The organism is Pantoea sp. USHLN298 (assembly GCF_037149395.1).
GTDB classification, from domain to species: Bacteria; Pseudomonadota; Gammaproteobacteria; order Enterobacterales; family Enterobacteriaceae; genus Pantoea; species Pantoea astica.
Genome location: NZ_JBBCRO010000009.1, coordinates 124,821 through 143,482, shown reverse-complemented (window position 1 = coordinate 143,482; position 18,662 = coordinate 124,821). Strand labels below are relative to the sequence as shown.

The window sequence follows — 18,662 nt, the reverse complement described above, 5'->3', positions numbered from 1 at the left end:
AAACCAGACTGCAAAGCAGCCATAATTACATCAGGAATTACTGACATGAAAAAGGCTTTGATTGGCATCAGCGTACTGTTGTTTGCCTCGTCGTCAGCGATGGCTATTGGCCTGACCGCCGAACAGGGTAAAAACTTTACCGGCCTCAACGCTGAAATTGGCAAATCTTCCAGCGGGATTTATCTCGATAGCCAGTGGATCAAAAACACCCGGGATGGCGCTCAGATTGGACAGGCCGGCACCGGTTATAACCTGGAATTAGGACCTGTCATGCTGTCAGCCGGGTTAAAAGCGACTTACATTGGCGGCAAAAAAGGGGATAACGGCATTGCCTTTCCGATTGGTGGCGGTGCAACGCTTAATCTGCCCGCAAATTTTGCCCTGTATGGCGAAGGCTATTCTGCTCCCGAACATTTCACTAACAGTGTAAAAAACTTTGTTGAAGCTGAAGGGGGTATTCGCTGGTCACCCATTACACCGCTGATGTTAAAAGCGGGTTATCGCTACGCCGGCGTTGACGGTAAAGATGGACGGCCTGGCCATACGCTGATTGAAGGTCCTTTCGTTGGCGGTGGCATCACTTTCTGAGTATCAACCGCTCGCTAACAGAGGTCCGTAATCTTTCCCCGTAAAAAGGACCTCGCTTCAGATGCTCCCCGGCCGATAACGCACAATATTACCGGCCGGAAACAGGATTAATATCGCTGAGACACAATTATGAAAACGTTATTTCTGCTGTTCATCACCCTCACGTTGTCCGGATGCGCTGAGTACAAATGGGTTAAACCTGATGCAACCGAACAACAGAAAATCAGGGCGGAGACCGCTTGTCAGGCTCAGGCCCTGCGGGAATTGCCGCCTGATAACATTGTCAGCGGCAAATACACCTCAAAAGACAGCAAGTACAAAACCACCGATACCGATTATTCGACTCGCGATGCCAATGAAGCACAGCGGGAGATACTGGTGAAAGATTGTATGTTCAAAAAAGGCTGGCAACAGATTCTGGTTCAGTAGTAAAGGCAGGGCGCGGTCTGGTTCAGGCTGAATTAACCGTTCAGACCGCGGCTGAGGCCATTCCTGCCCGCCATCATGATCAAGGCTGACGATCGACGGGCAACGGGCGGCGCTGACGCCGGCAACGCTCGGAACAATACTGCACCTCATCCCAGCACTTTTCCCATTTTTTACGCCACACCATAGGCTTATTGCAGGTTTTGCAGTAACGGACCGGTAAATTTTTTTTATTTCCTTTAAAGGTCATCTGAATAGCCTCCTCAGAGAATGCCAGAGTCAAACGTGTCAGCGCTTTTATGCCTTCAGAGCTCTGTGCAACGACAGACTCACATCAGCCGCAGAATAGCGCTTTTCAGCGTGTTTTCTGGCACTTAACACGGCAAGCCTTGCCATATAAACAGCACCTGATGAACCGTTGTCGCCTGGTGGCTGAATGATCTTTATAGCGGAAGTCCCGGGCGCCGGCTTTGCAGATTTCTGTTCCCTGCCTGGCTAAATGGCCGCATACAGAGCGCTATTCACGCGACGACTGGCATAAAATTTCAGGTTAAACCGCGCCGTTATCACGCTTTAATTTGCTAACAAAAACGAACCGCCGCGCTATATAAACAGTCTCATTACGCAGCCGTCATACCGGTCATTGACTTCAGAACGCCCCTTTTTATACCGCACCGGGACTGTTCAGCATTGTGGCAGTTTAGCGGATAACGTCCCTTCCGGCAGCGAAATAGGGCTGTCAGATTCCGTCCTGCGAAGAAAAGTTTAATGCGTTTAATGCAATAATGTCATCGCATACCGTCAATAATCGGCGTTTGATGATTTATCGTTCATATATAAGCCCAGCTCAACCACGGAACCGATCGTTATTATTACCCTGGATGACCATTTGCAAATCATCGTGAGTCTGACCCCTGTTTACTTTAACTGGAATAGGAAAACGGAAGATCTGCCGAACGCCAATGACATTTAACCCAACCGGTTGAGAGTGTGAAGCACCGAATTGTAGCCTGCATCCACTTTTTACCGGCCAGTGATTCTGAAAGAAGAAGTGAATCAAAAAGATAAGTTATTCATCCAATGGTCCGAATATCACAGCAGGAAATTGTGGTTGATAGCGGATCAATACTTTAGTACGTAATTATCACGCTTAACAAAGCTCACATATCCTGTTTCACATGACATGATATCCCGATGAATTTTATCTCTCTGCCGATTGATAACGGGTCCTGAAACCGTGTATGACGCGCCAGGGAATTGGCGTACCGCGAGGAATAACCCCGTTCAGGCTGATTTAACTTACGGATGAAAAGTGCTGCATTTTTTTGACTTTTTGAGCCACTGAGCAGAAAAGTGTAAGTTCATTTACGATTCCCAGGTTATTGCACGTTAATTACAGTTTCAACTGCCATGAAAAACGATTAATATGTCAGAGTTGAACTATTGGTTCAGTATTGAGATTCTTCGAAGGCAAGCATTTTAAAAAGCAGGTCTGACGAAAAGCATCAGCGTGAACCCGCTCTGTATTTTATTATCTGAACATGACTATGGTGACTTTGATGAGTGACACTCTCAGCAGCTTGAATAATATCCGTACCCTTCGCGCCAACGCTCGCGAACTCGATCTTGCTGCCCTGGAAGAAATGCTGGAAAAACTTACTGTTGTTGTTAGTGAGCGTCGTGAAGAGGCGCAGGCTTCAGAAGCTGCAAATCGTGAGAAGGCTGAGAAACTGGCTAAATATCGCGAACTGTTGCTGCAGGAAGGCATCGATCCTAACGAACTGTTAAATGGTATGCAGTCAGCGCCGGTTGAGAAGAAAAAGCGCGCGCCTCGCCCGGCCAAATATCAGTACACCGATGAAAACGGCGAAGTTAAGCAGTGGACCGGTCAGGGACGTACTCCCTCTGCGATCAAATCTGCGATTGAAAATGGTAAGTCACTGGATGACTTCCTGATTTAATAGCAGCGTACCGCCCGAAGGTAATCCGTCCGGCGCTGGCCGGGCGGATTTACTGTTAACACATCGCGCCATATTCAGACAGTATTTGATTAACCTGACTCTCTGAAAAGGAGGTTAATTAAGAGAGCCTGGATGAATGTAGCGATGAGAATGTGTCATCATGTTAACTGCACAGCCTCGGAATTATCGCACTGTGCTGATTATCCCCTGCCCTTCTCCTCCGCCCGGCAAGAGACAGGATCACCCAGTGACCATTCTCTGCCTTTCTCGCAACTCATGACGTTACGGTAACAGGCAGCGTTGCTGCAGGGTTAATTCTCTCCTTCCACTGCTGCATTGCGCGCCATTATTATTTCCATTCCAATTTGCTGACCGTATGAGAGTTCAAGCGTATTGCCATCGGGATCGGCGAAAAACGCCCAGTATCCGACCGGAGCACCCGATTCCTGCGCCGCGCGGCGTAAAACCCCTTCCTGCTGTGCCTGTTCAACTCTGGCATCGATCTCTTCCCGGCTGGCGCAGGCGACACCGATGTGACCAAACGGCCCCAGCGGCGTATCTTCGCAGCGTTCTGACTGCACCAGCACCAGCGCAAACGGCCGGGTTAAATCTGACAGCCACGCCACTTTCTGCGCTTCTGCAACGCCGGGCTCGCGGTGATGAATAACCTGCATCCCGGCATAACGCTGATAAAACCGGATGCTTTTTTCCAGATCGCGGACCTGCAGAGCAAGATGGCTGAATCCCGTATCCTTTGACATTGTCACCTCCTGAAAATATTGAGCTACCACCATGCCACAGAAGCGAATCTGGACGTGTTCAGCGGTGCTTAACCGGCTGGCTTTTCGCACTCCGCACGATTTCGCCCTTGTCGCTTAGCGCGATACAAGGCCTCATCGGCACGCTCAATCAGATCTGACAACGTCTCTGGCCCGGGGTTAATGCGTTGAGTGGCACAGCCAGCGCTGAGCGTCACCCGTTTTGCCGCCAGACCGCTGGTAAGATGAGGGATCTCCAGTTGATAAACCGTGGCAACGATCGACCTGGCGAGTTTCAGCGTCTCTTCCAGGGTATAACCCGGCAAAACGATCGCAAACTCTTCACCGCCATATCGCGCAGGTAACTCATTCTCACCCGCTGCGAAGTTTTTCAGTATCATCGCGATGGTTTTCAGACATTCATCGCCAGCCACATGCCCATAGGTGTCGTTGTAATGCTTGAAATAGTCGATATCGATCAGGATCAGAGAAACCGGCTGACCGCTGACGCGGGCTTGCTGCAGGCTTTCATTCAGCATCCGGTCAAAGTAGCGACGGTTGGCCACGCCGGTTAAGCCATCACTGTGCGCCAGGCTCTCCAGTGAAAGATTCGCCGCGGTAAGTTCATCACGCAGCCGGGTGAGTTCACGCTGGTAGCGCAACGTGTGACGCGCCTGGCGCAGCAAAAAAACGCTCAGCGAGAGAATGACCGCCAGCAGCGCCAGACTTAACATCACATCCTGCCCCCGGCCTTTTAACCAGCGGGTGAACAGCGTGGATTTATCATAGCCAGCGGCAACAATCAGCGGATAACGTTCAGATCGGGCGAATCCAAAGATACGGTTTTCGCCATCCAGCGCCGCTTTCCACTGCCCGCTACCCTGATCGGCAGTGGCCAGCATGCTGCGGAACAGAGGGCTGGAGGAGAGATTTTTACCAATGTAGCTGTCCGGCATCGGACGGGCATAGAGCACCGTGCTGTCTGCCAGCATCAGTACCAATACGTCGCGCGCGCCCAGCTCGTAATAGCTGTAGAAGCGCCGAAAATAGTCCACTTTGATGGTAGCCAGTAAGACGCCATTAAACCCGCTGGCACTGTCATTGACGCGCAGCGACACCGGTATCACCCGATCCTGGGTGCTGCGACTGCGTATCACCGGCCCGACATGTACGCTGTTACGCAGAGTAGAGCGGTGATAGCGGAAGTATTCACGATCGGAGTTATTAATCCCGACGGGCGTCGTGCTCATTGAGGTCGCGATCCATTTGCCCTGCGCATCGTAATAGAACAAGCCGTGCAGCTGCGGCAGGCGACTTTGCAAAACACGCATGGTCTTACTCAGCGCATCGCCATCCACCTGACCTGCTGCTATCTGCGTCTCCAGCTCACGCTGAACTTCGCGCAACGACAGCTCGGTCTGCAGAAAAGTATCTTCCGCCTGACGCGCCTGTGACAGCGACAGATTGACCGCCATTTCTTCCGCCTGACTCACGGCGGCACGCCAGTCTTCACGCAGCGTCCAGATATTAATGGCGATAACGGCCACCGTGAGCAGCAAGCCTGATAAGGTGATGCTTCTGAGTAGCGGCGAAATCTTTGGCGCTGGCGCCGCATTTTTCCTGCGAAACTTCATGCCTGTCCTTATTCAAACCCTTTAACTGAGTTAAGCACAGTTAACCGGGGGCAAAAGTGCAAATATCACTGTTGTGCGGCGTAGAGTATTCTCATCGCCCCCTCCATCTTTTGACCCATCGCGGTTAAAACCTATTCTGCCTCGCCAGGGTTGCTCATTTTAAGGCTTCATCCGACCACAACTCTTCAAAAATCAGCGGGATACATGTTATCCTTACCGCTTACAGTGAATCTGTACTGTTGTTTAATTTGTGTATTGAAGGACTTTTTTTATGAGTGACAACCTGAGCAGCCTGAATAACATCCGGACCCTGCGAGCCCAGTCGCGCAATGTCGATCTGGAGGTTCTGGAAGAGATGGCGCAAAAATTAGAGACTGTGGTCAGGGAGCGGCGCGAAGCCGAAGAGGCTCAGGCGGCCGAAGCGCGCGAGAAAGCTGAAAAAATGGCGATGTACCTGGAATTGCTGCTGGAAGACGGTATCAGCCTGACCGAGCTGACGACTGGCCTGGCTTCGGGCACGGATGGACGCAAAAAACGCGCTAAGCGGCCAGCCAAATATCACTATCGCGATGAAAACGGCGAGATGAAAACCTGGACCGGGCAGGGTCGTACGCCTTCACCGATTAAAACCGCACTGGATAACGGTCAGTCACTGGATGATTTTCTGCTTTAATCCGTGATCATGCCGCTCCGGAAAATTCAGCCGCGCCTGATTGCTGAATTTTCCGGCTCGCTATTTTGCCTGCATTAGGCTCGTCGTGGCCTGACGGCCCGATGTCTGTACGCTCTCATCTTTCGACACTGACAGCGGTCCGCGAAAGGTTCGTCGCCATTCGCTGGGCGTGACGCCAAACCGCTGTTTAAAACGCTGGCGAAAAGAGATGGGTGAGTGGAAACCGACTTTCTCAGCCACGCTTTCAATACTGATGCCGGTGGTTTCCAGCAGCTCCTGGCTGCGTTGCAGACGCTCAGCCAGCAGCCATTCCCCCAGCGTCATGCCGGTCGCTTTGAAAAAATGGCGCGTCAGGGTTCGCCGGCTCATGCCAGCCGATTGAGCCAGAGAATCGAGATCGTGCGGCTGATGAAGGTTATGCCGCAGTGAGTCCAGCAGCGCATTGATTTTACCGTCGCGGGTATTTTCAGGAACCGGACGCTCGATAAACTGCGCCTGTCCTCCATCACGATAAGGCGGCACTACCATTCTTCTTGCCACACGGTTGGCCACGGCGCTGCCGTAGTGCTGACGAATGATATCCAGACAACAGTCGATGCCCGCTGCAGTTCCGGCCGAGGTAATCAGACGATTGTCACGAGTGTAGAGCGCGTTACTGTCGAGATGAACTTCCGGAAAGCGTTGACTGAAGTCGCGTTCAAATTCCCAGTGCGTGGCAGCACGATGCTGATTGAGCAGGCCAGCATAAGCCAGCACATAGGTTCCCAGACACAGCCCCACCACTTCAGCACCACGCTGCCAGGCCGCCGTCAGCGCATCAAGCAGTTGCTGAGCCGGTTTTTCGCCCGGATTATGCCAGTAAGGCACGATAATAATGTCAGCCACATCAAGCAGTTCAAGCCCATGCTCCACATTGATCGACAGGCCACTCTCTGAAAGGAGAACGCCAGGCTTCTCCGCACAAATATTCAGCTGAAACAGATCCGGCTGCGGCAGGGCGGAGCCAAACAGGATGCAGGGAACCGAAAAGTGAAACGGACTGAATCCTGCCGTTGCCACCACCGCCACCGTCAAAGCGCTCATCTCGTTCCCCTTATTCATCTCAATACCGCCCTGTTCTGACCGATCAGAAGGTTATGGTTTCACCATCCTGCGGAATCAGCACGTTATCGGCAATGCCCTGTTCTTCGGTGTAAGCACGCAGTTCAGCACGGGTCAGCAGACAGTGGTTGATCGCTTCCATGTGCGAAGCCACCAGCGTTGCCTGAGGCACAATGTTTAACGTATGCAGTGTATCCTCTTTACCCATAATAATCGGGCCATAAAGATCGTGGGTCGCATTACCAATATTCAGCACCACCACGTCCGGCTGAAAACGTTGCAGGCTTCGCACATAGGGCTTAACCCAGACTGTGTCACCAGCAATGTAGAGCGTTTTTTCGGCCGGATGGGTAAACACCAGTCCACAGGCATCGCCCAGCAGATCGGCCATCACTTTGTCGGCATACAGCGCATTACTGCCATGCTGACCGTCAGTTTTATAGATTGTCAGGCCATCCACAAATCGGTTTTCTTCCTGCAAGACCTGAACGTTGTGAAAGCCCTGAGAACGAATCAGATCGGCGTCACTGTGGTTCTGGGTATAAATCATCATGGTCTTTGGCAGCTGCTGCTGCGCGGCCTCGTCCCAGTGATCGGTATGCGTATGGGTAAGAATAACCGCATCGGCATCCAGCAGTTGTGAAACCGGCATCGGCAGTTCAACCATCGGATTTCTCAGGTGCGGACGAGCGCTCCCTTCAAAGCCCGGCCAGGCTTCTTTTTCAGCCAGCATCGGGTCAATCAGGAATTTCTTGCCGGCATAGTGCAGCATCAGTGTGGCATTACGGACTTGGGTTAATTTCATCATCAGGCTCCGGTCAAAGTTCGGTTCAGTACAATCAGCGTCGACAACGCTGTGGTTGCGATAATGTGACTTTACCCGGTTACAGACGACGGCGTGACAGGCTCAATGGACAGTGATCGATGAAATCGGGCCAACCTGCTGTTGGTGAATGCAGTGCGGTTAATTCAACTGAAAAATGTTCAGACGCTGCTCAGCAACAGGAAGGAAAGGGTGAATCAGAGGACAAAACAAAAATGCCGCAGTTATCTGCGGCAGGAATTTTTATAACACGATCATCAGAAATCGGCTTTCAGCACCACGCGGTAATTGGCTTTACCGGCGCGTACGTGTTCCAGCGCTTTATTGATGTCTGACATCGGGAAGAACTCCACCTGTGGTGCGATATCAGCACGGGACGCCAGCTTCAGTAACGAACGCAGCTGACCCGGCGAGCCAGTGGACGAACCCGTTACCGCTTTGTCACCCATGATCAGGTCAAACGCACCGACCTGGAACGGTTTCATCACTGCGCCGACGGTATGGAATTTCCCTTTTGGTGCCAGCGCCGCGAAATAGGGTTTCCAGTCCAGATCGACCGCGACGGTGCTGAGGATCAGATCGAAACGACCCGCCTGCTGCTTCAGCGCTTCAGCGTCACGGCTGTTCACCACTTCATCTGCACCCATGTCCAGAATCGATTGCTTTTTATCTGGCGTAGAGCTGAAGGCCACCACTTCGGCACCCATTGCGTGCAGAATCTTGATGGCAATGTGGCCCAGGCCACCGATACCGATCACGCCCACACGACTGGTGGCGGTGATATTACTCATCAGCAGCGGTTTAAAGACGGTGATGCCGCCACACAGCAGCGGACCCGCAGTGGCGACGTCCAGTTTCTCCGGCAGCGGAATAACCCATTGCCAGTCGGCACGCAGTTTCTCAGCAAAACCACCTTTATTCATGATGGTTGGCGTGCTGCCCTGCTGACAGTTAACCTGCTCACCATTGATACAGGCATCGCAGTGCTGGCAGCTCTTGGCGGTCCAGCCAATGCCAACCCGCTGACCCACCGACAGACCTTTGTTTTTGGCCGCATCGCCCAGCGCAGAAACCCGTCCAATCACTTCGTGCCCGGCAATAACAGGGAACTGAGAAATGCCCCACTCGTTATCGATCATCGACAGGTCAGAGTGGCAGACGCCACAATACTCAACCTCGACTTCAACTTCTTCTGCTGCAAGTTCAGCAGCGTCATATTCATACAGTTCAAGTGCCTGACCAGCCTGCATGGCTGCATAACTTTTAATTTTCATTGGTACCTCTGCGTGGTTAATCACCGTCAAGTGTAACAACTGCCGGCCCGGCTTGCCTGGCCGATCCGCTTGCACCGCACTTTGTTGTCTTTTCAGCTTACTAATCAGCCATTAACCTTTCCGCCTGACAGGGTCTGTAGCACCCTGAGCTGCGCCACCGCGTCCTGCATTGCCTCCATGCCCTGACTGAGTTCACGCAGGCTGCCAAGATGTTTAGCGATATCGGCGCGCTCATGACGGGTCTGCTGATTCATCGTCGCCAGCGTGTCTGCCGCATTGATGCTGCGTGCGGCCATCTGGGTAGCGGTGTGCGCGCTGTCACTGGCCACCCGGCGGATACGTGAAATTGTCGTTACCGCGTCACTGATGTTACTGGCCGTGGCTTCTGCCTGCTCTTTGGACGAGTGCGCAAGGCGTCGCACTTCGCCAGCCACCACCGCAAAACCCCGACCCGCTTCTCCGGCGCGAGCCGCTTCCACCGCCGCGTTTAGTGCCAGAATGTTGGTCTGGAAGGCGATATTACTGATGCCATGAGTGATCTCATTAATCCCATGCGAGATTTTTTCCAGATCGTCCAGCCCGTCATCGAGCCGCTCCTGCGCCTGCTGGCTCTGGCCAGCAATATCGCTGATGGCACGAATACTGTTTTCCGCCACGCTCAGTGCTTCACCCTGACTTTGCGTGGCGCTCTCCAGCACTGGCAGGGCCTCCATCAGCGGCATCAGCGCCTGCTGATAGTTAATGACCCGGTTAAGCACGCCACTCTGCACGCTGTTCAGCGCTTCCCAGCGACGTAATGCCCGTTGCGCATAGTGCGCAGCGTAACCGGCGTACTCCACCGGGAACTGACTCATCGCTTTCACATCATGATGAAAGAACACCAGCGCCGACAGTGTCTGGTTGATCGGCACGCCCAGGATCTCACCGAAGCTGGAGAACCCCGCCGCCGGAATCCCTTTAAAAAAATGGGCGTCATGTAACTGACCGGCATTCCCGACGCGACGCAGGATGCAGTCGTTCATCAGGATCGCCGCTGGTTTGCCGTGCTGACGGGCGAAAGCCTGCCACTCCTGCTGGGTGGCCTGTTTAAAATCTTTTTCCTGCATCAGAAACAGCCGATCGCCAAACTCCAGATCGCAGAAGAAGCGCACGCTGTCGGACTCGATTCGGGCAACCGAACGAATAAAGTATTCGTCGCCCACCTTCACGCCAAACGTCAGGCCCTGTAGTCGCTCGGTGAGCTGCGTCGCCTGGCAGTTCAGATGGGTGCAGAGCGCAGAAATCAGCGATTGCTGCTCTCCCTGGCGGTTAAATACCGAGCTGACGGTGCGCGCAATCGGGTCAGCCTCGGCGATTAACCAGCTGGTATCGAGCGGTGTGAAGTTCTGACTCTTGAACGGGGCAAAGGATTTCCCCGCCGCCATCTGGCAAAAAATAATCACCGCTTTGCCCTGTAATATCTCGCCGCCGACGCCAATCCAGGTGCCGTCAAAGCTGATTTTACCGCCAGCCGATCCGCCGATCGCCAGACAGGGAAAACGCCCGCTATTGTACCAGGCCTGCATCAGGAAACCTTCCGAGGCAGAAAGGCCGTCGCAGTAGATCATCGCAAAGGTCCGATCGGCTGAGAGCGGCATCCGCAACGGTAACCGTTCCAGCTCCTGTTGTATCGCGGTGATGCGCTGGCTGGCGGTGTGGGTATCCTGACCATGCAGGTCAATAATGTGCGTTTCATGCCGCGCAATCAGGCTGTCCGGTAACCAGAGCCAGCTGCCTTGCTGGCCGGCACCGTCACAATAGGTGCTCTGTTTACCGCTGCTGCTCAGGGCGCCGTTAGAAGAAAGCGTCAGCACCGTCAGGTCAGCAGAGGTAAACCGCTGCCAGGCGTGACTGACCCGCTGGAAATCCGCTTCGGGCGGCACAAAGGTCATCAACAGACCACCAGCGCGGTTGCTCAGGCCGGCGGCGGCAAGCGATGCCGGCAACGCACGACAATCAAAAGTGCCATTCGCAGGCTGGCTGCTGCGCCCAAAGCGGGCGGCAGGCAGGCGTTTTTTTATCGCCTTAATCATCGACATATTATTGTTTTCGCTGTGATAAGAAGGATTTTGCGCTTAAAAGCGCTTTCTGGTGTGTCAAAAAGGAGGGCTAAAAGCAGGTCCGTACGCGTTCAGAACTCAACGCTGAGGGCCGGAATCATCACTGGTCGGCACGCTCAACGCCTGTTCGTTATCGCCAGTAGCGGGAATATCTTTAACGATTGCTGTAGTTGGTGGAAATAATGAAAGCAGCGCGATCAGGCAGCATAAAATAAGCCGGGAGGCGTTCCCGGCAAATTTACTGCTTACCCATTACGGCTCTGCTGCCAGTGTTGCTCGCAGCGCTGCCGGGCTTCAGCCGGTAAGTCGCGCAGGTCCGGCAGGCTGTCGCCAGCGCCATACCCCATTGAACCGGTCACTTCCTGCTGTTCATCCAGGGCGGCAAAGCTCAGCGTTTCGTCCAGCGGCTGCCATTCGCCTTGCTGCTGACGGTATATGACCGCGTGGGTAGGCGTCCGGTTATCCTCACCGTAAATTTCATATTTTTGCTTCTGTTGATCAGAACCAAACTCAAGCGTATCGATTAAGGTTGCATCAGTCATCGCGTTCTCCTTTTTCGTTGAGCTTATAAGGGTAGCCTGGGGATAGCGGGATCGCTGCCGGTTCAGCCACGGCACAAGGTCATGATCGAAACAATTTCACGCTTTTTCAGATGTGCATTTGCATAAACGAAGCGGTCATCTATGCTTCGTGATGTGACTAGCTAGTCCTTTTTATCTAATGGAACATTGATAGGAGGTCTCACTATGACACAACAGAAATACAGAGGTGGTGCCGGCAATTTTGCCAACGATCCGGGCCGTGCGAGCGAAGCTGGCAGTGCAGGAGGCAAGGTCAGTGGAGGCAATTTCAAAAACGATCATGAAAAAGCCAGGGAAGCCGGTCGGAAAGGGGGCAGAATCAGTCGGCGTCCTGCAAGTAATTCTGAATAAGGCGCCTTAGGACGTTTTACGCCATGGAATGGCATCTCACTTCTGCACGACAGATCCCCCACTGAATCCATCCTGAAAAGCATCCCTATGCCGTGGATCAGCACGTCTGCAGGCGAACCCGCAGACGTACCAGACGGTTATCCGGCCTTACGATGTCGGGTGAGATAATGCTTCACCAGCACAAAGAACAGTGGCACAAAGAACAGCGCCAGCACCGTACCCGCCAGCGTTCCGCCAATAATACCGGTGCCGATCGCGATACGACTGTTGGCCCCGGCTCCGGTGGCGACCGCCAGCGGGATCACCCCGGCAATAAACGCCAGCGAGGTCATCATGATCGGCCGTAAACGGGTGCGCGCCGCCTGCAGGGCCGCCGCACTCAGCGAACTTCCCTGACGCACCGCTTCCTCGGCAAACTCAATAATCAGGATGGCGTTCTTGGAAGTCAGCCCGACGGTCGTCAGTAACGCCACCTGGAAATAGATGTCGTTGCTCAATCCGCGCATGGCAACCGCCAGCACCGTACCCAGCACGCCAAGCGGCACCGCCAGCAGCACCGAGAACGGCACTGACCAGCTCTCATACAGCGCGGCCAGACAGAGGAACACCACCAGAATTGAGATCGCATACAGGGTGGTTGACTGACCGCCCGCCTGCTTCTCCTGCAGCGAGAGACCGCTCCAGGCCCCGGTCGTGCCGGCTGGAAGCTCATTAGCCAGCCGTTCAATGGTGTTCATCGCATCGCCGGAGCTGTAGCCTTCCGCGTTCTGTCCCTGGATTTCGTAAGAAGCGGAGCCGTTATAGCGATTGAGACTCTCCGGTCCCATGGTCCAGTGGGTTGAGGCGAAGGCCGAGAATGGCGTCATGCCGCCTTCACTGTTGCGGATAAACCATTTATCCAGATCGGACGGTGCTGACCGGTACTGACCATCGCCCTGCACATAGACCCGTTTGACGCGGCCGCGATCGATAAAGTCATTGATATAGGCACCGCCCCAGGCGCTGGTCAGGGTATCGGTCACATCATCCAGCTGCAGTCCCAGCGCCACCGCCTTACTGGTATCGATATCGACCTGCAACTGCGGCGTCTGCGGCAGAATATTTGCACGGACCCCGATCAGTTCAGGGCTTTTCGCGGCGCTCTGTAGCAGTTGATCACGCAGCTGGCCCAGTTGATCGCGGGTAGTGCCGCCACTGGCCAGCAGTTCATAGGTGAAGCCATTATTCTGCCCCAGGCCGGGCACCGAAGGTGGCGTCAGGGCAAAGATCTGCGCATCACGAATCGCAGAGAGTGCATAGGTGGCGCGCCCGGCGATCGCTTCCGCCGAGTTCTCCTTGCCGGGACGCTGATCCCAGTTTTTCAGTTTGATAAACGCCATGCCGGCATTCTGCGCCGCGCCGCTGAAGTTAAAGCCGTTGATGGTAAACACCACATCGATGTTCTCTTTCTCTTCGGTCAGAAACCAGTCAATGATCTGCTTATTGACCGCCTCAGTGCGACTGGCGGTTGCGCCTGCGGGCAGGGTCGCCTGAAGCATAATACTGCCCTGGTCCTCGGTAGGCAGGAAGCTGCCCGGCAATCGGGTGAACATAACAAACAGCACGACACCTATTGCAGCATACAGCGACACCATAATCAGCGGACGACGCAGCGTGCTGACCACTTTGTGACGATACTGGCGTTCCGTGGCGGCGTAGAAGCGATTAAATCCGCCAAAGAAACCTTTGCGATGCGGCGTTCCGGGGCGGAGCAACATGCCACACAGCGCCGGTGTCAGCGTCAGCGCCACCAGCACCGAGAAGGACATGGCCGCAATGATAGTGACCGAAAATTGCCGATAGATCACACCGGTCGATCCGGCGAAAAAGGCCATCGGCAGAAAGACCGCCGACAACACCAGCGCGATAGCAATCAGCGCACCGGAAATCTCTTTCATCGACTTTTCCGTGGCCTCGCGGGCGGGCAGGCCTTCGTCGTGCATGATGCGCTCGACGTTCTCCACCACCACGATCGCGTCATCCACCAGCAGCCCGATCGCCAGCACCATGGCTAACAGCGTCAGGGTATTGATGGTGTAACCGCACAGTGCCAGCACGCCAAAGGTACCGAGCAGCACCACCGGTACCGCCAGCGCCGGGATCAGCGTCGCGCGGAGGTTTTGCAGGAACAGGTACATCACCACCACGACCAACGCTATCGCTTCGATCAGGGTAATGACCACATCTTCCACCGAGATTTTGATGAAGTCGGTGCTATCAAGCGCATAGGCGACCTCGTAGCCTTCCGGCATCGAGTGGCGATACTCCTCCACTTTATTTTTTACCAGCGTCGCCGTGTTGAGTGCATTGGCGCCCGGTGCCAGCATCACCCCGATACCCGCCGCCGGATGATCATTAAGCCGGGTCGTCATGTCGTAAGATTCGCCACCCAGCTCGACGCGGGCCACGTCACCGACGCGCACAACCGCCCCGCGGGTATCGCTTTTAACGATGATGTTGCGGAACTGCTCCGGCGTCTGCAGCCGTGACTGCGCTCTGACCGTGGCGGTCAGTTGCTGATTTTCAGGTGACGGCAGGCCACCAATTTTACCGGCTGAGATCTGGATATTCTGCGAGCGAATCGCAGCCGTCACGTCAGAAGGCTGCAGTGAATAGGCGTTCAGCTTGAACGGATCGAGCCAGATACGCATCGCATACTGCCCGCCGAAGACCTGGATATCCCCTACCCCTTCGGTTCTGGCCAGCGGCTCCTGCATATTACTCACCAGCCAGTCACCGATATCGGTGCTGTTGCTCTTGCCCGTGGTGTCATACAGCCCCATCACCAGCAAAAAGTTTGACTGCGACTTCGTGACCGTCACGCCAAGTTGCTGCACCTCGCTGGGCAGGCGCGACAGGGCCTGTTGCACCTTGTTCTGGACCTGCACCTGCGCGGTGTCAGGATCGGTGCCCTGACTGAAGGTCACCGTCACCGTCACATTGCCCTGCGAACTGCTGCTGGAGGTGAAGTAAAGCAGGTGATCCAGCCCGGTCAGCTGCTGCTCAATCACCTGGGTGACGCTGTTTTCCAGCGTCTCGGCGGACGCACCGGTATAGGTGGCACTGATATTGACCGATGGCGGCGCGACATCAGGATATTGCTCAACCGGCAATAGCGTGATGGAGAGCGCACCAAGCAGCATGATAAGAATGGCAACGACCCATGCGAAGACGGGACGATAAATAAAAAAACGAGAAAACATCAGCGGGGTCTCTTCCTTTTTAAGGCGGGCGCAAAACCGGCATTCCTGCCGGTTGTGTCAAAGCGGTGCAGCGCTGATTATAGTTTGTTACGTTCAGGCTAAACATCCTGACGGTATCATTTCTTTCTCCCGCGCAAACGGATCCCGCCGGAGGTTGCTCAGGATTCTGCTGCTGCTGGCCCCCAGCATTCAGAAAAGTCGCCCGAACGTCGGCGGTCAGAGAGAATCGATCGCATCCGCATTAAGCAAAATAGCGAGGCCTGGCTATCCTGAAAACCAGGGAAATTAAACAGGAGAGAATGATGAAATTTTTCTATTTCGTTTCGCTTATCGCCTCAGCGCTTTATTTACTGGCATTCCTGCCTAAACTCCGAACCAAACGCGAACCGATTGCCTACTGGGGATGCTGGGCTTATCTCGGTGCCAATGCCCTGTTCTGGGCCGTTTATGGTGTCCGCCACTACCTTTGACGCGCTTTTTTAACCAAAGCGGCAAAAGCCACACTCTTCGTCGTCAGATCACTGATCGGGCGGCAGTTTACCGGGCATTTTTCCAGCGCCTGCCCGCAAGTGCGTTTATCCGGCATCCTGGCCGCCGGCATTGTCGCCCTGGCGGTCTGTGGCGGCGCGTGAAGATGGCGGAACAGCCGCTGACGGGTCATTAATCGCAGCCTTAATCTGTGTGCCATACTGACGGTCTACTACCCTGAAAGTCTCCTGCGCTTTGATCTGATAGAGCGCTTCGGAGGGATGAATGCAGTCAGGTGACATCATCGCCTGCCAGTTCCCGATCTCCTGAATGCGCTGGTACTGCCGGACCAGCGGCACGTCATCGGCCTGGGTCAGGTTATCGATCTGCGCCACATAGGGTGCAACGTTCCATTTTTCCGCCCGCCCGCACAACGGATGCGGCTCCTGCACAATCACCGCTTTGCCGTACTGCTGCGCCACGGCGATCAGTTCAGACATGATTGCCCGGTATTGCGCCGGACTGACGATATAATCCGGTTCAATATCTTTGAAGTGATAATGACGGGCATCGTTGGTGGCAAAGTTAAGCAGGATCAGATCGGCGGGCGAAGCCGCCATCTCTTCGCGCCAGCTTTTGTTCTTGCGGTAAAAATAGCGGCCCTGTAACAGATCCTTCGACTGCGCCGACAGCTCACCTTTATTGACGATCTCGACGTTAGCGCCATATTTAGCTTTCAGCATCTGGCCCAGCTGCGAGATTTCGTTATTTTTTGTCAGCGTAGCCCGTAATTTACCGTCCTTTCTGACGGCCATCGCGCCTTTGGTGCTGGAACCGCCATAGGCTTCGATAATATATTTACCGTCCTGCATGGCTGCCAGTGACACGCCGGAAAATAAGCAAAGCGGGAAAGATACAAACAGTGTAAGGAGCAAATGTCTCATTGGGCGTCACTCTGACATAACCGAAAAAAAAGATTATCAGTGATATTTCGCCTGCGGCAAAATAATTTTGCCGTCCCCTCTTCCCCTTATCCCGCCTGAAGAGAAAAAGAGGCGAATAAGCGAACCCTTTAGCAACCAATCATTACCTCCGCCGATGTCGGGCCACAAAAAAAGGCGCGCCTCAGCGGCCAGAAAACATCAGCAACCGGGGCGATTTTTGCTGCATTTTTAAGCATAAGTTAAGCAGGGCTTCATCCGCCCGGCCTTTTTCCGGATAACGAAATCGCCGTGCAGCAAGGGTTGGGGCGGGGAATCGTGCCTGACGCCCACCCGCAGAGGCCATTTTCAGATAAAAAAGCGGCGTCAGAAAAGGGCCAGGCCGGTTTATCATAATTTATGGATCAGACAGAACGGCACGCTGGGGGAATTCTGAAAAGTGTCGTGCAATATGTTAATTAAACTTCAGAGTGATATTCTGCCGCTACAAGGTCGCCTCAGACCCCAACACTCCGTCATTTATTAAGGTAATAAAAGTGACTACACCCTCTTTTTTATCGAGCCGAAATATCGGCCTCGATTTTCTGCGCGCCATACTTATCCTTGAAGGGGTTTTATATCATGCGGCCCGAAGTCTGCCAGGCGGTAATAGCTGGTATTACGTTTCGGATAAAAATGAGTCATTGATCTTTAGCTCGCTGATCGAATTTATCCATACCTTTCGGATGGAGGCCTTTTTCTTCCTTTCCGGCATGTTCTCGGCGATGGTTTTCTTACGCAAGGGGCAGGCCTTTTTCTTCGATAATCGCCGCAAGCGGGTGCTGGTTCCGCTGCTGGCCGCCTTCGCCTTTATACCCGGCGTGATGTACTGGCTGAGCGCGACGATTAAAGGGGTTGATACCACGACCAGTGGTTTGCTGGCCGCCTATATGCAACTGCATCACTTGTGGTTCCTGGTGTCGCTTTCGGTCATTTCCTTTTTCGTTCCTGCCCGCCTCTACGCGCAGCTGGCCACCCTTGCCCGACGCCTGCCGTTTACGGTCTGGCTGGCAGCCCTGATAGTCGCGGCGAACAGCCTGTTTGTGGTGAAATTCGCGGTAAAAGATCTGGGCGAGCTGATCACGTTAATTCCGGTGACGGCGCGTTTCTGCGTTTATTATGCGGCAGGCTATGTCCTCTATCTTAATCGTGATGCCATCCCGCAATTAGCGAAACATCCGCTGCTGAACACGGCCTTTGTGACGCTGCTGGCCATTGGCTGTTATATCGCTTTCTTCCTGACGCTGAAATTTAATCTGCAGGGCGTGGCGAAATATATCCCGGTACTGCTCAGTAGTGTTTTCTCGGTGATTTTTTCCTACTGGGTGATCTTCTTTTTTGAAAAGTTAAGGTTCAAAGAGAGCCGCATCGTTAACACCGTAGTTGACTCTGCGCTGGTGGTTTATATTCTGCACTATCCTATAGCGATTGGTTTCGCCTGGCTGCTGGATGACTACCTGCCGGATAATTACCCTGTGACTTATGTGCTGATCGTAACCGCCATTGCGTCAGGGCTGAGTGCGCTGTGCTATATGGTCATCAAGCGTCAGGCGCTACTCGCAACCCTGTTTGGCCTGAAAGCGAAACCGGCAAAACCGCTGGCTGTTGCCAGTTAAACTCTCGCCTTTTCCGGACACAATAATAGCGTAACGATAGCCTGATTATTGCGCTGTACTGTTTCGGTTCGTTTATTTCTCTGCTGG

At 53.9% G+C, this 18,662-nt stretch carries 17 protein-coding genes; 7 read left to right on the top strand and 10 right to left on the bottom strand.

Annotated features, from left to right (window positions below):
* Positions 1–45: 45 nt before the first annotated feature.
* Positions 46–588, top strand: a complete 543-nt coding sequence (locus tag WFK59_RS21000; RefSeq protein ID WP_233988899.1) for a YfaZ family outer membrane protein — start codon at positions 46–48, stop codon at positions 586–588.
* Positions 589–717: 129 nt separating this feature from the next.
* Complete coding sequence (locus WFK59_RS20995; RefSeq protein WP_336757191.1) at positions 718–1,017, top strand: hypothetical protein; 300 nt, start codon at positions 718–720, stop codon at positions 1,015–1,017.
* 79 nt (positions 1,018–1,096) lie between these two features.
* Here WFK59_RS20995 and WFK59_RS20990 read toward each other — a convergent pair whose 3' ends face one another.
* Positions 1,097–1,264 carry a DUF2256 domain-containing protein gene (locus WFK59_RS20990; protein WP_336757189.1) on the bottom strand — a complete coding sequence of 56 codons (168 nt, stop codon included), beginning with the start codon at positions 1,262–1,264 and terminating at the stop codon, positions 1,097–1,099.
* A gap of 1,309 nt (positions 1,265–2,573) precedes the next feature.
* Between WFK59_RS20990 and WFK59_RS20985 the strand changes: the two genes are divergently transcribed.
* The gene (locus WFK59_RS20985) at positions 2,574–2,975 is read left to right on the top strand and encodes an H-NS family histone-like protein (protein WP_233988897.1); all 402 of its coding nucleotides are present in this window, start codon (positions 2,574–2,576) and stop codon (positions 2,973–2,975) included.
* 311 nt (positions 2,976–3,286) lie between these two features.
* Here WFK59_RS20985 and WFK59_RS20980 read toward each other — a convergent pair whose 3' ends face one another.
* Together WFK59_RS20980 and WFK59_RS20975 are read right to left on the bottom strand one after the other, a co-directional pair.
* The gene (locus WFK59_RS20980; RefSeq protein ID WP_336757187.1) at positions 3,287–3,736 is read right to left on the bottom strand and encodes a VOC family protein; all 450 of its coding nucleotides are present in this window, start codon (positions 3,734–3,736) and stop codon (positions 3,287–3,289) included.
* A 68-nt stretch (positions 3,737–3,804) separates the two neighbouring features.
* On the bottom strand, positions 3,805–5,367 hold the full coding sequence (locus WFK59_RS20975; protein ID WP_336757186.1) for a sensor domain-containing diguanylate cyclase: 1,563 nt from the start codon (positions 5,365–5,367) through the stop codon (positions 3,805–3,807).
* 271 nt (positions 5,368–5,638) lie between these two features.
* Between WFK59_RS20975 and WFK59_RS20970 the strand changes: the two genes are divergently transcribed.
* Entirely contained in the window at positions 5,639–6,040 is a 402-nt protein-coding gene (locus WFK59_RS20970) for an H-NS family histone-like protein (RefSeq protein WP_233988894.1), read from the top strand.
* A gap of 60 nt (positions 6,041–6,100) precedes the next feature.
* Here the strand turns inward: WFK59_RS20970 and WFK59_RS20965 are convergent, their stop codons facing one another.
* The 5 genes from WFK59_RS20965 to WFK59_RS20945 form a co-directional block, all read right to left on the bottom strand.
* Positions 6,101–7,123: a GlxA family transcriptional regulator gene (locus WFK59_RS20965; protein WP_336757184.1), complete on the bottom strand. Its 1,023-nt coding sequence runs from the start codon at positions 7,121–7,123 to the stop codon at positions 6,101–6,103.
* Between the two features lie 43 nt (positions 7,124–7,166).
* The gene (locus WFK59_RS20960) at positions 7,167–7,946 is read right to left on the bottom strand and encodes an MBL fold metallo-hydrolase (protein WP_336757183.1); all 780 of its coding nucleotides are present in this window, start codon (positions 7,944–7,946) and stop codon (positions 7,167–7,169) included.
* Positions 7,947–8,221: 275 nt separating this feature from the next.
* Positions 8,222–9,238, bottom strand: a complete 1,017-nt coding sequence (ahr, locus tag WFK59_RS20955; protein WP_233988892.1) for an NADPH-dependent aldehyde reductase Ahr — start codon at positions 9,236–9,238, stop codon at positions 8,222–8,224.
* Between the two features lie 104 nt (positions 9,239–9,342).
* The gene (locus tag WFK59_RS20950; protein ID WP_233988891.1) at positions 9,343–11,316 is read right to left on the bottom strand and encodes a methyl-accepting chemotaxis protein; all 1,974 of its coding nucleotides are present in this window, start codon (positions 11,314–11,316) and stop codon (positions 9,343–9,345) included.
* A gap of 266 nt (positions 11,317–11,582) precedes the next feature.
* On the bottom strand, positions 11,583–11,879 hold the full coding sequence (locus WFK59_RS20945; RefSeq protein WP_336757181.1) for a hypothetical protein: 297 nt from the start codon (positions 11,877–11,879) through the stop codon (positions 11,583–11,585).
* 204 nt (positions 11,880–12,083) lie between these two features.
* Here WFK59_RS20945 and WFK59_RS20940 point away from each other — a divergent pair, with 204 nt between their 5' ends.
* The gene (locus WFK59_RS20940; protein WP_072051034.1) at positions 12,084–12,269 is read left to right on the top strand and encodes a general stress protein; all 186 of its coding nucleotides are present in this window, start codon (positions 12,084–12,086) and stop codon (positions 12,267–12,269) included.
* 137 nt (positions 12,270–12,406) lie between these two features.
* Here WFK59_RS20940 and WFK59_RS20935 read toward each other — a convergent pair whose 3' ends face one another.
* Positions 12,407–15,511, bottom strand: coding sequence for an efflux RND transporter permease subunit (locus tag WFK59_RS20935; protein WP_336757178.1), 3,105 nt, complete (start codon positions 15,509–15,511; stop codon positions 12,407–12,409).
* A gap of 302 nt (positions 15,512–15,813) precedes the next feature.
* Here WFK59_RS20935 and WFK59_RS20930 point away from each other — a divergent pair, with 302 nt between their 5' ends.
* Positions 15,814–15,981 carry a hypothetical protein gene (locus WFK59_RS20930; protein WP_293001570.1) on the top strand — a complete coding sequence of 56 codons (168 nt, stop codon included), beginning with the start codon at positions 15,814–15,816 and terminating at the stop codon, positions 15,979–15,981.
* A gap of 105 nt (positions 15,982–16,086) precedes the next feature.
* Here the strand turns inward: WFK59_RS20930 and WFK59_RS20925 are convergent, their stop codons facing one another.
* Positions 16,087–16,851 carry an SGNH/GDSL hydrolase family protein gene (locus WFK59_RS20925; RefSeq protein WP_336757176.1) on the bottom strand — a complete coding sequence of 255 codons (765 nt, stop codon included), beginning with the start codon at positions 16,849–16,851 and terminating at the stop codon, positions 16,087–16,089.
* A 605-nt stretch (positions 16,852–17,456) separates the two neighbouring features.
* On the opposite strand from WFK59_RS20925, the gene WFK59_RS20920 reads away from it, so the two are divergent.
* Positions 17,457–18,575: an acyltransferase family protein gene (locus WFK59_RS20920; protein WP_336757174.1), complete on the top strand. Its 1,119-nt coding sequence runs from the start codon at positions 17,457–17,459 to the stop codon at positions 18,573–18,575.
* Positions 18,576–18,662: the final 87 nt, after the last annotated feature.

Excerpts from the sequence above, each read along its gene's own strand:
- WFK59_RS20950 (WP_233988891.1), bottom strand. The coding sequence starts at position 11,316 with ATGTCGATGATTAAGGCGATAAAAAAACGCCTGCCTGCCGCCCGCTTT.
- WFK59_RS20970 (WP_233988894.1), top strand. The coding sequence starts at position 5,639 with ATGAGTGACAACCTGAGCAGCCTGAATAACATCCGGACCCTGCGAGCC.
- WFK59_RS21000 (WP_233988899.1), top strand. The coding sequence starts at position 46 with ATGAAAAAGGCTTTGATTGGCATCAGCGTACTGTTGTTTGCCTCGTCG.
- WFK59_RS20980 (WP_336757187.1), bottom strand. The coding sequence starts at position 3,736 with ATGTCAAAGGATACGGGATTCAGCCATCTTGCTCTGCAGGTCCGCGAT.
- WFK59_RS20925 (WP_336757176.1), bottom strand. The coding sequence starts at position 16,851 with ATGCAGGACGGTAAATATATTATCGAAGCCTATGGCGGTTCCAGCACC.
- WFK59_RS20945 (WP_336757181.1), bottom strand. The coding sequence starts at position 11,879 with ATGACTGATGCAACCTTAATCGATACGCTTGAGTTTGGTTCTGATCAA.
- ahr (WP_233988892.1), bottom strand. The coding sequence starts at position 9,238 with ATGAAAATTAAAAGTTATGCAGCCATGCAGGCTGGTCAGGCACTTGAA.
- WFK59_RS20940 (WP_072051034.1), top strand. The coding sequence starts at position 12,084 with ATGACACAACAGAAATACAGAGGTGGTGCCGGCAATTTTGCCAACGAT.
- WFK59_RS20990 (WP_336757189.1), bottom strand. The coding sequence starts at position 1,264 with ATGACCTTTAAAGGAAATAAAAAAAATTTACCGGTCCGTTACTGCAAA.
- WFK59_RS20960 (WP_336757183.1), bottom strand. The coding sequence starts at position 7,946 with ATGAAATTAACCCAAGTCCGTAATGCCACACTGATGCTGCACTATGCC.
- WFK59_RS20995 (WP_336757191.1), top strand. The coding sequence starts at position 718 with ATGAAAACGTTATTTCTGCTGTTCATCACCCTCACGTTGTCCGGATGC.
- WFK59_RS20965 (WP_336757184.1), bottom strand. The coding sequence starts at position 7,123 with ATGAGCGCTTTGACGGTGGCGGTGGTGGCAACGGCAGGATTCAGTCCG.
- WFK59_RS20975 (WP_336757186.1), bottom strand. The coding sequence starts at position 5,367 with ATGAAGTTTCGCAGGAAAAATGCGGCGCCAGCGCCAAAGATTTCGCCG.
- WFK59_RS20930 (WP_293001570.1), top strand. The coding sequence starts at position 15,814 with ATGAAATTTTTCTATTTCGTTTCGCTTATCGCCTCAGCGCTTTATTTA.
- WFK59_RS20935 (WP_336757178.1), bottom strand. The coding sequence starts at position 15,511 with ATGTTTTCTCGTTTTTTTATTTATCGTCCCGTCTTCGCATGGGTCGTT.
- WFK59_RS20985 (WP_233988897.1), top strand. The coding sequence starts at position 2,574 with ATGAGTGACACTCTCAGCAGCTTGAATAATATCCGTACCCTTCGCGCC.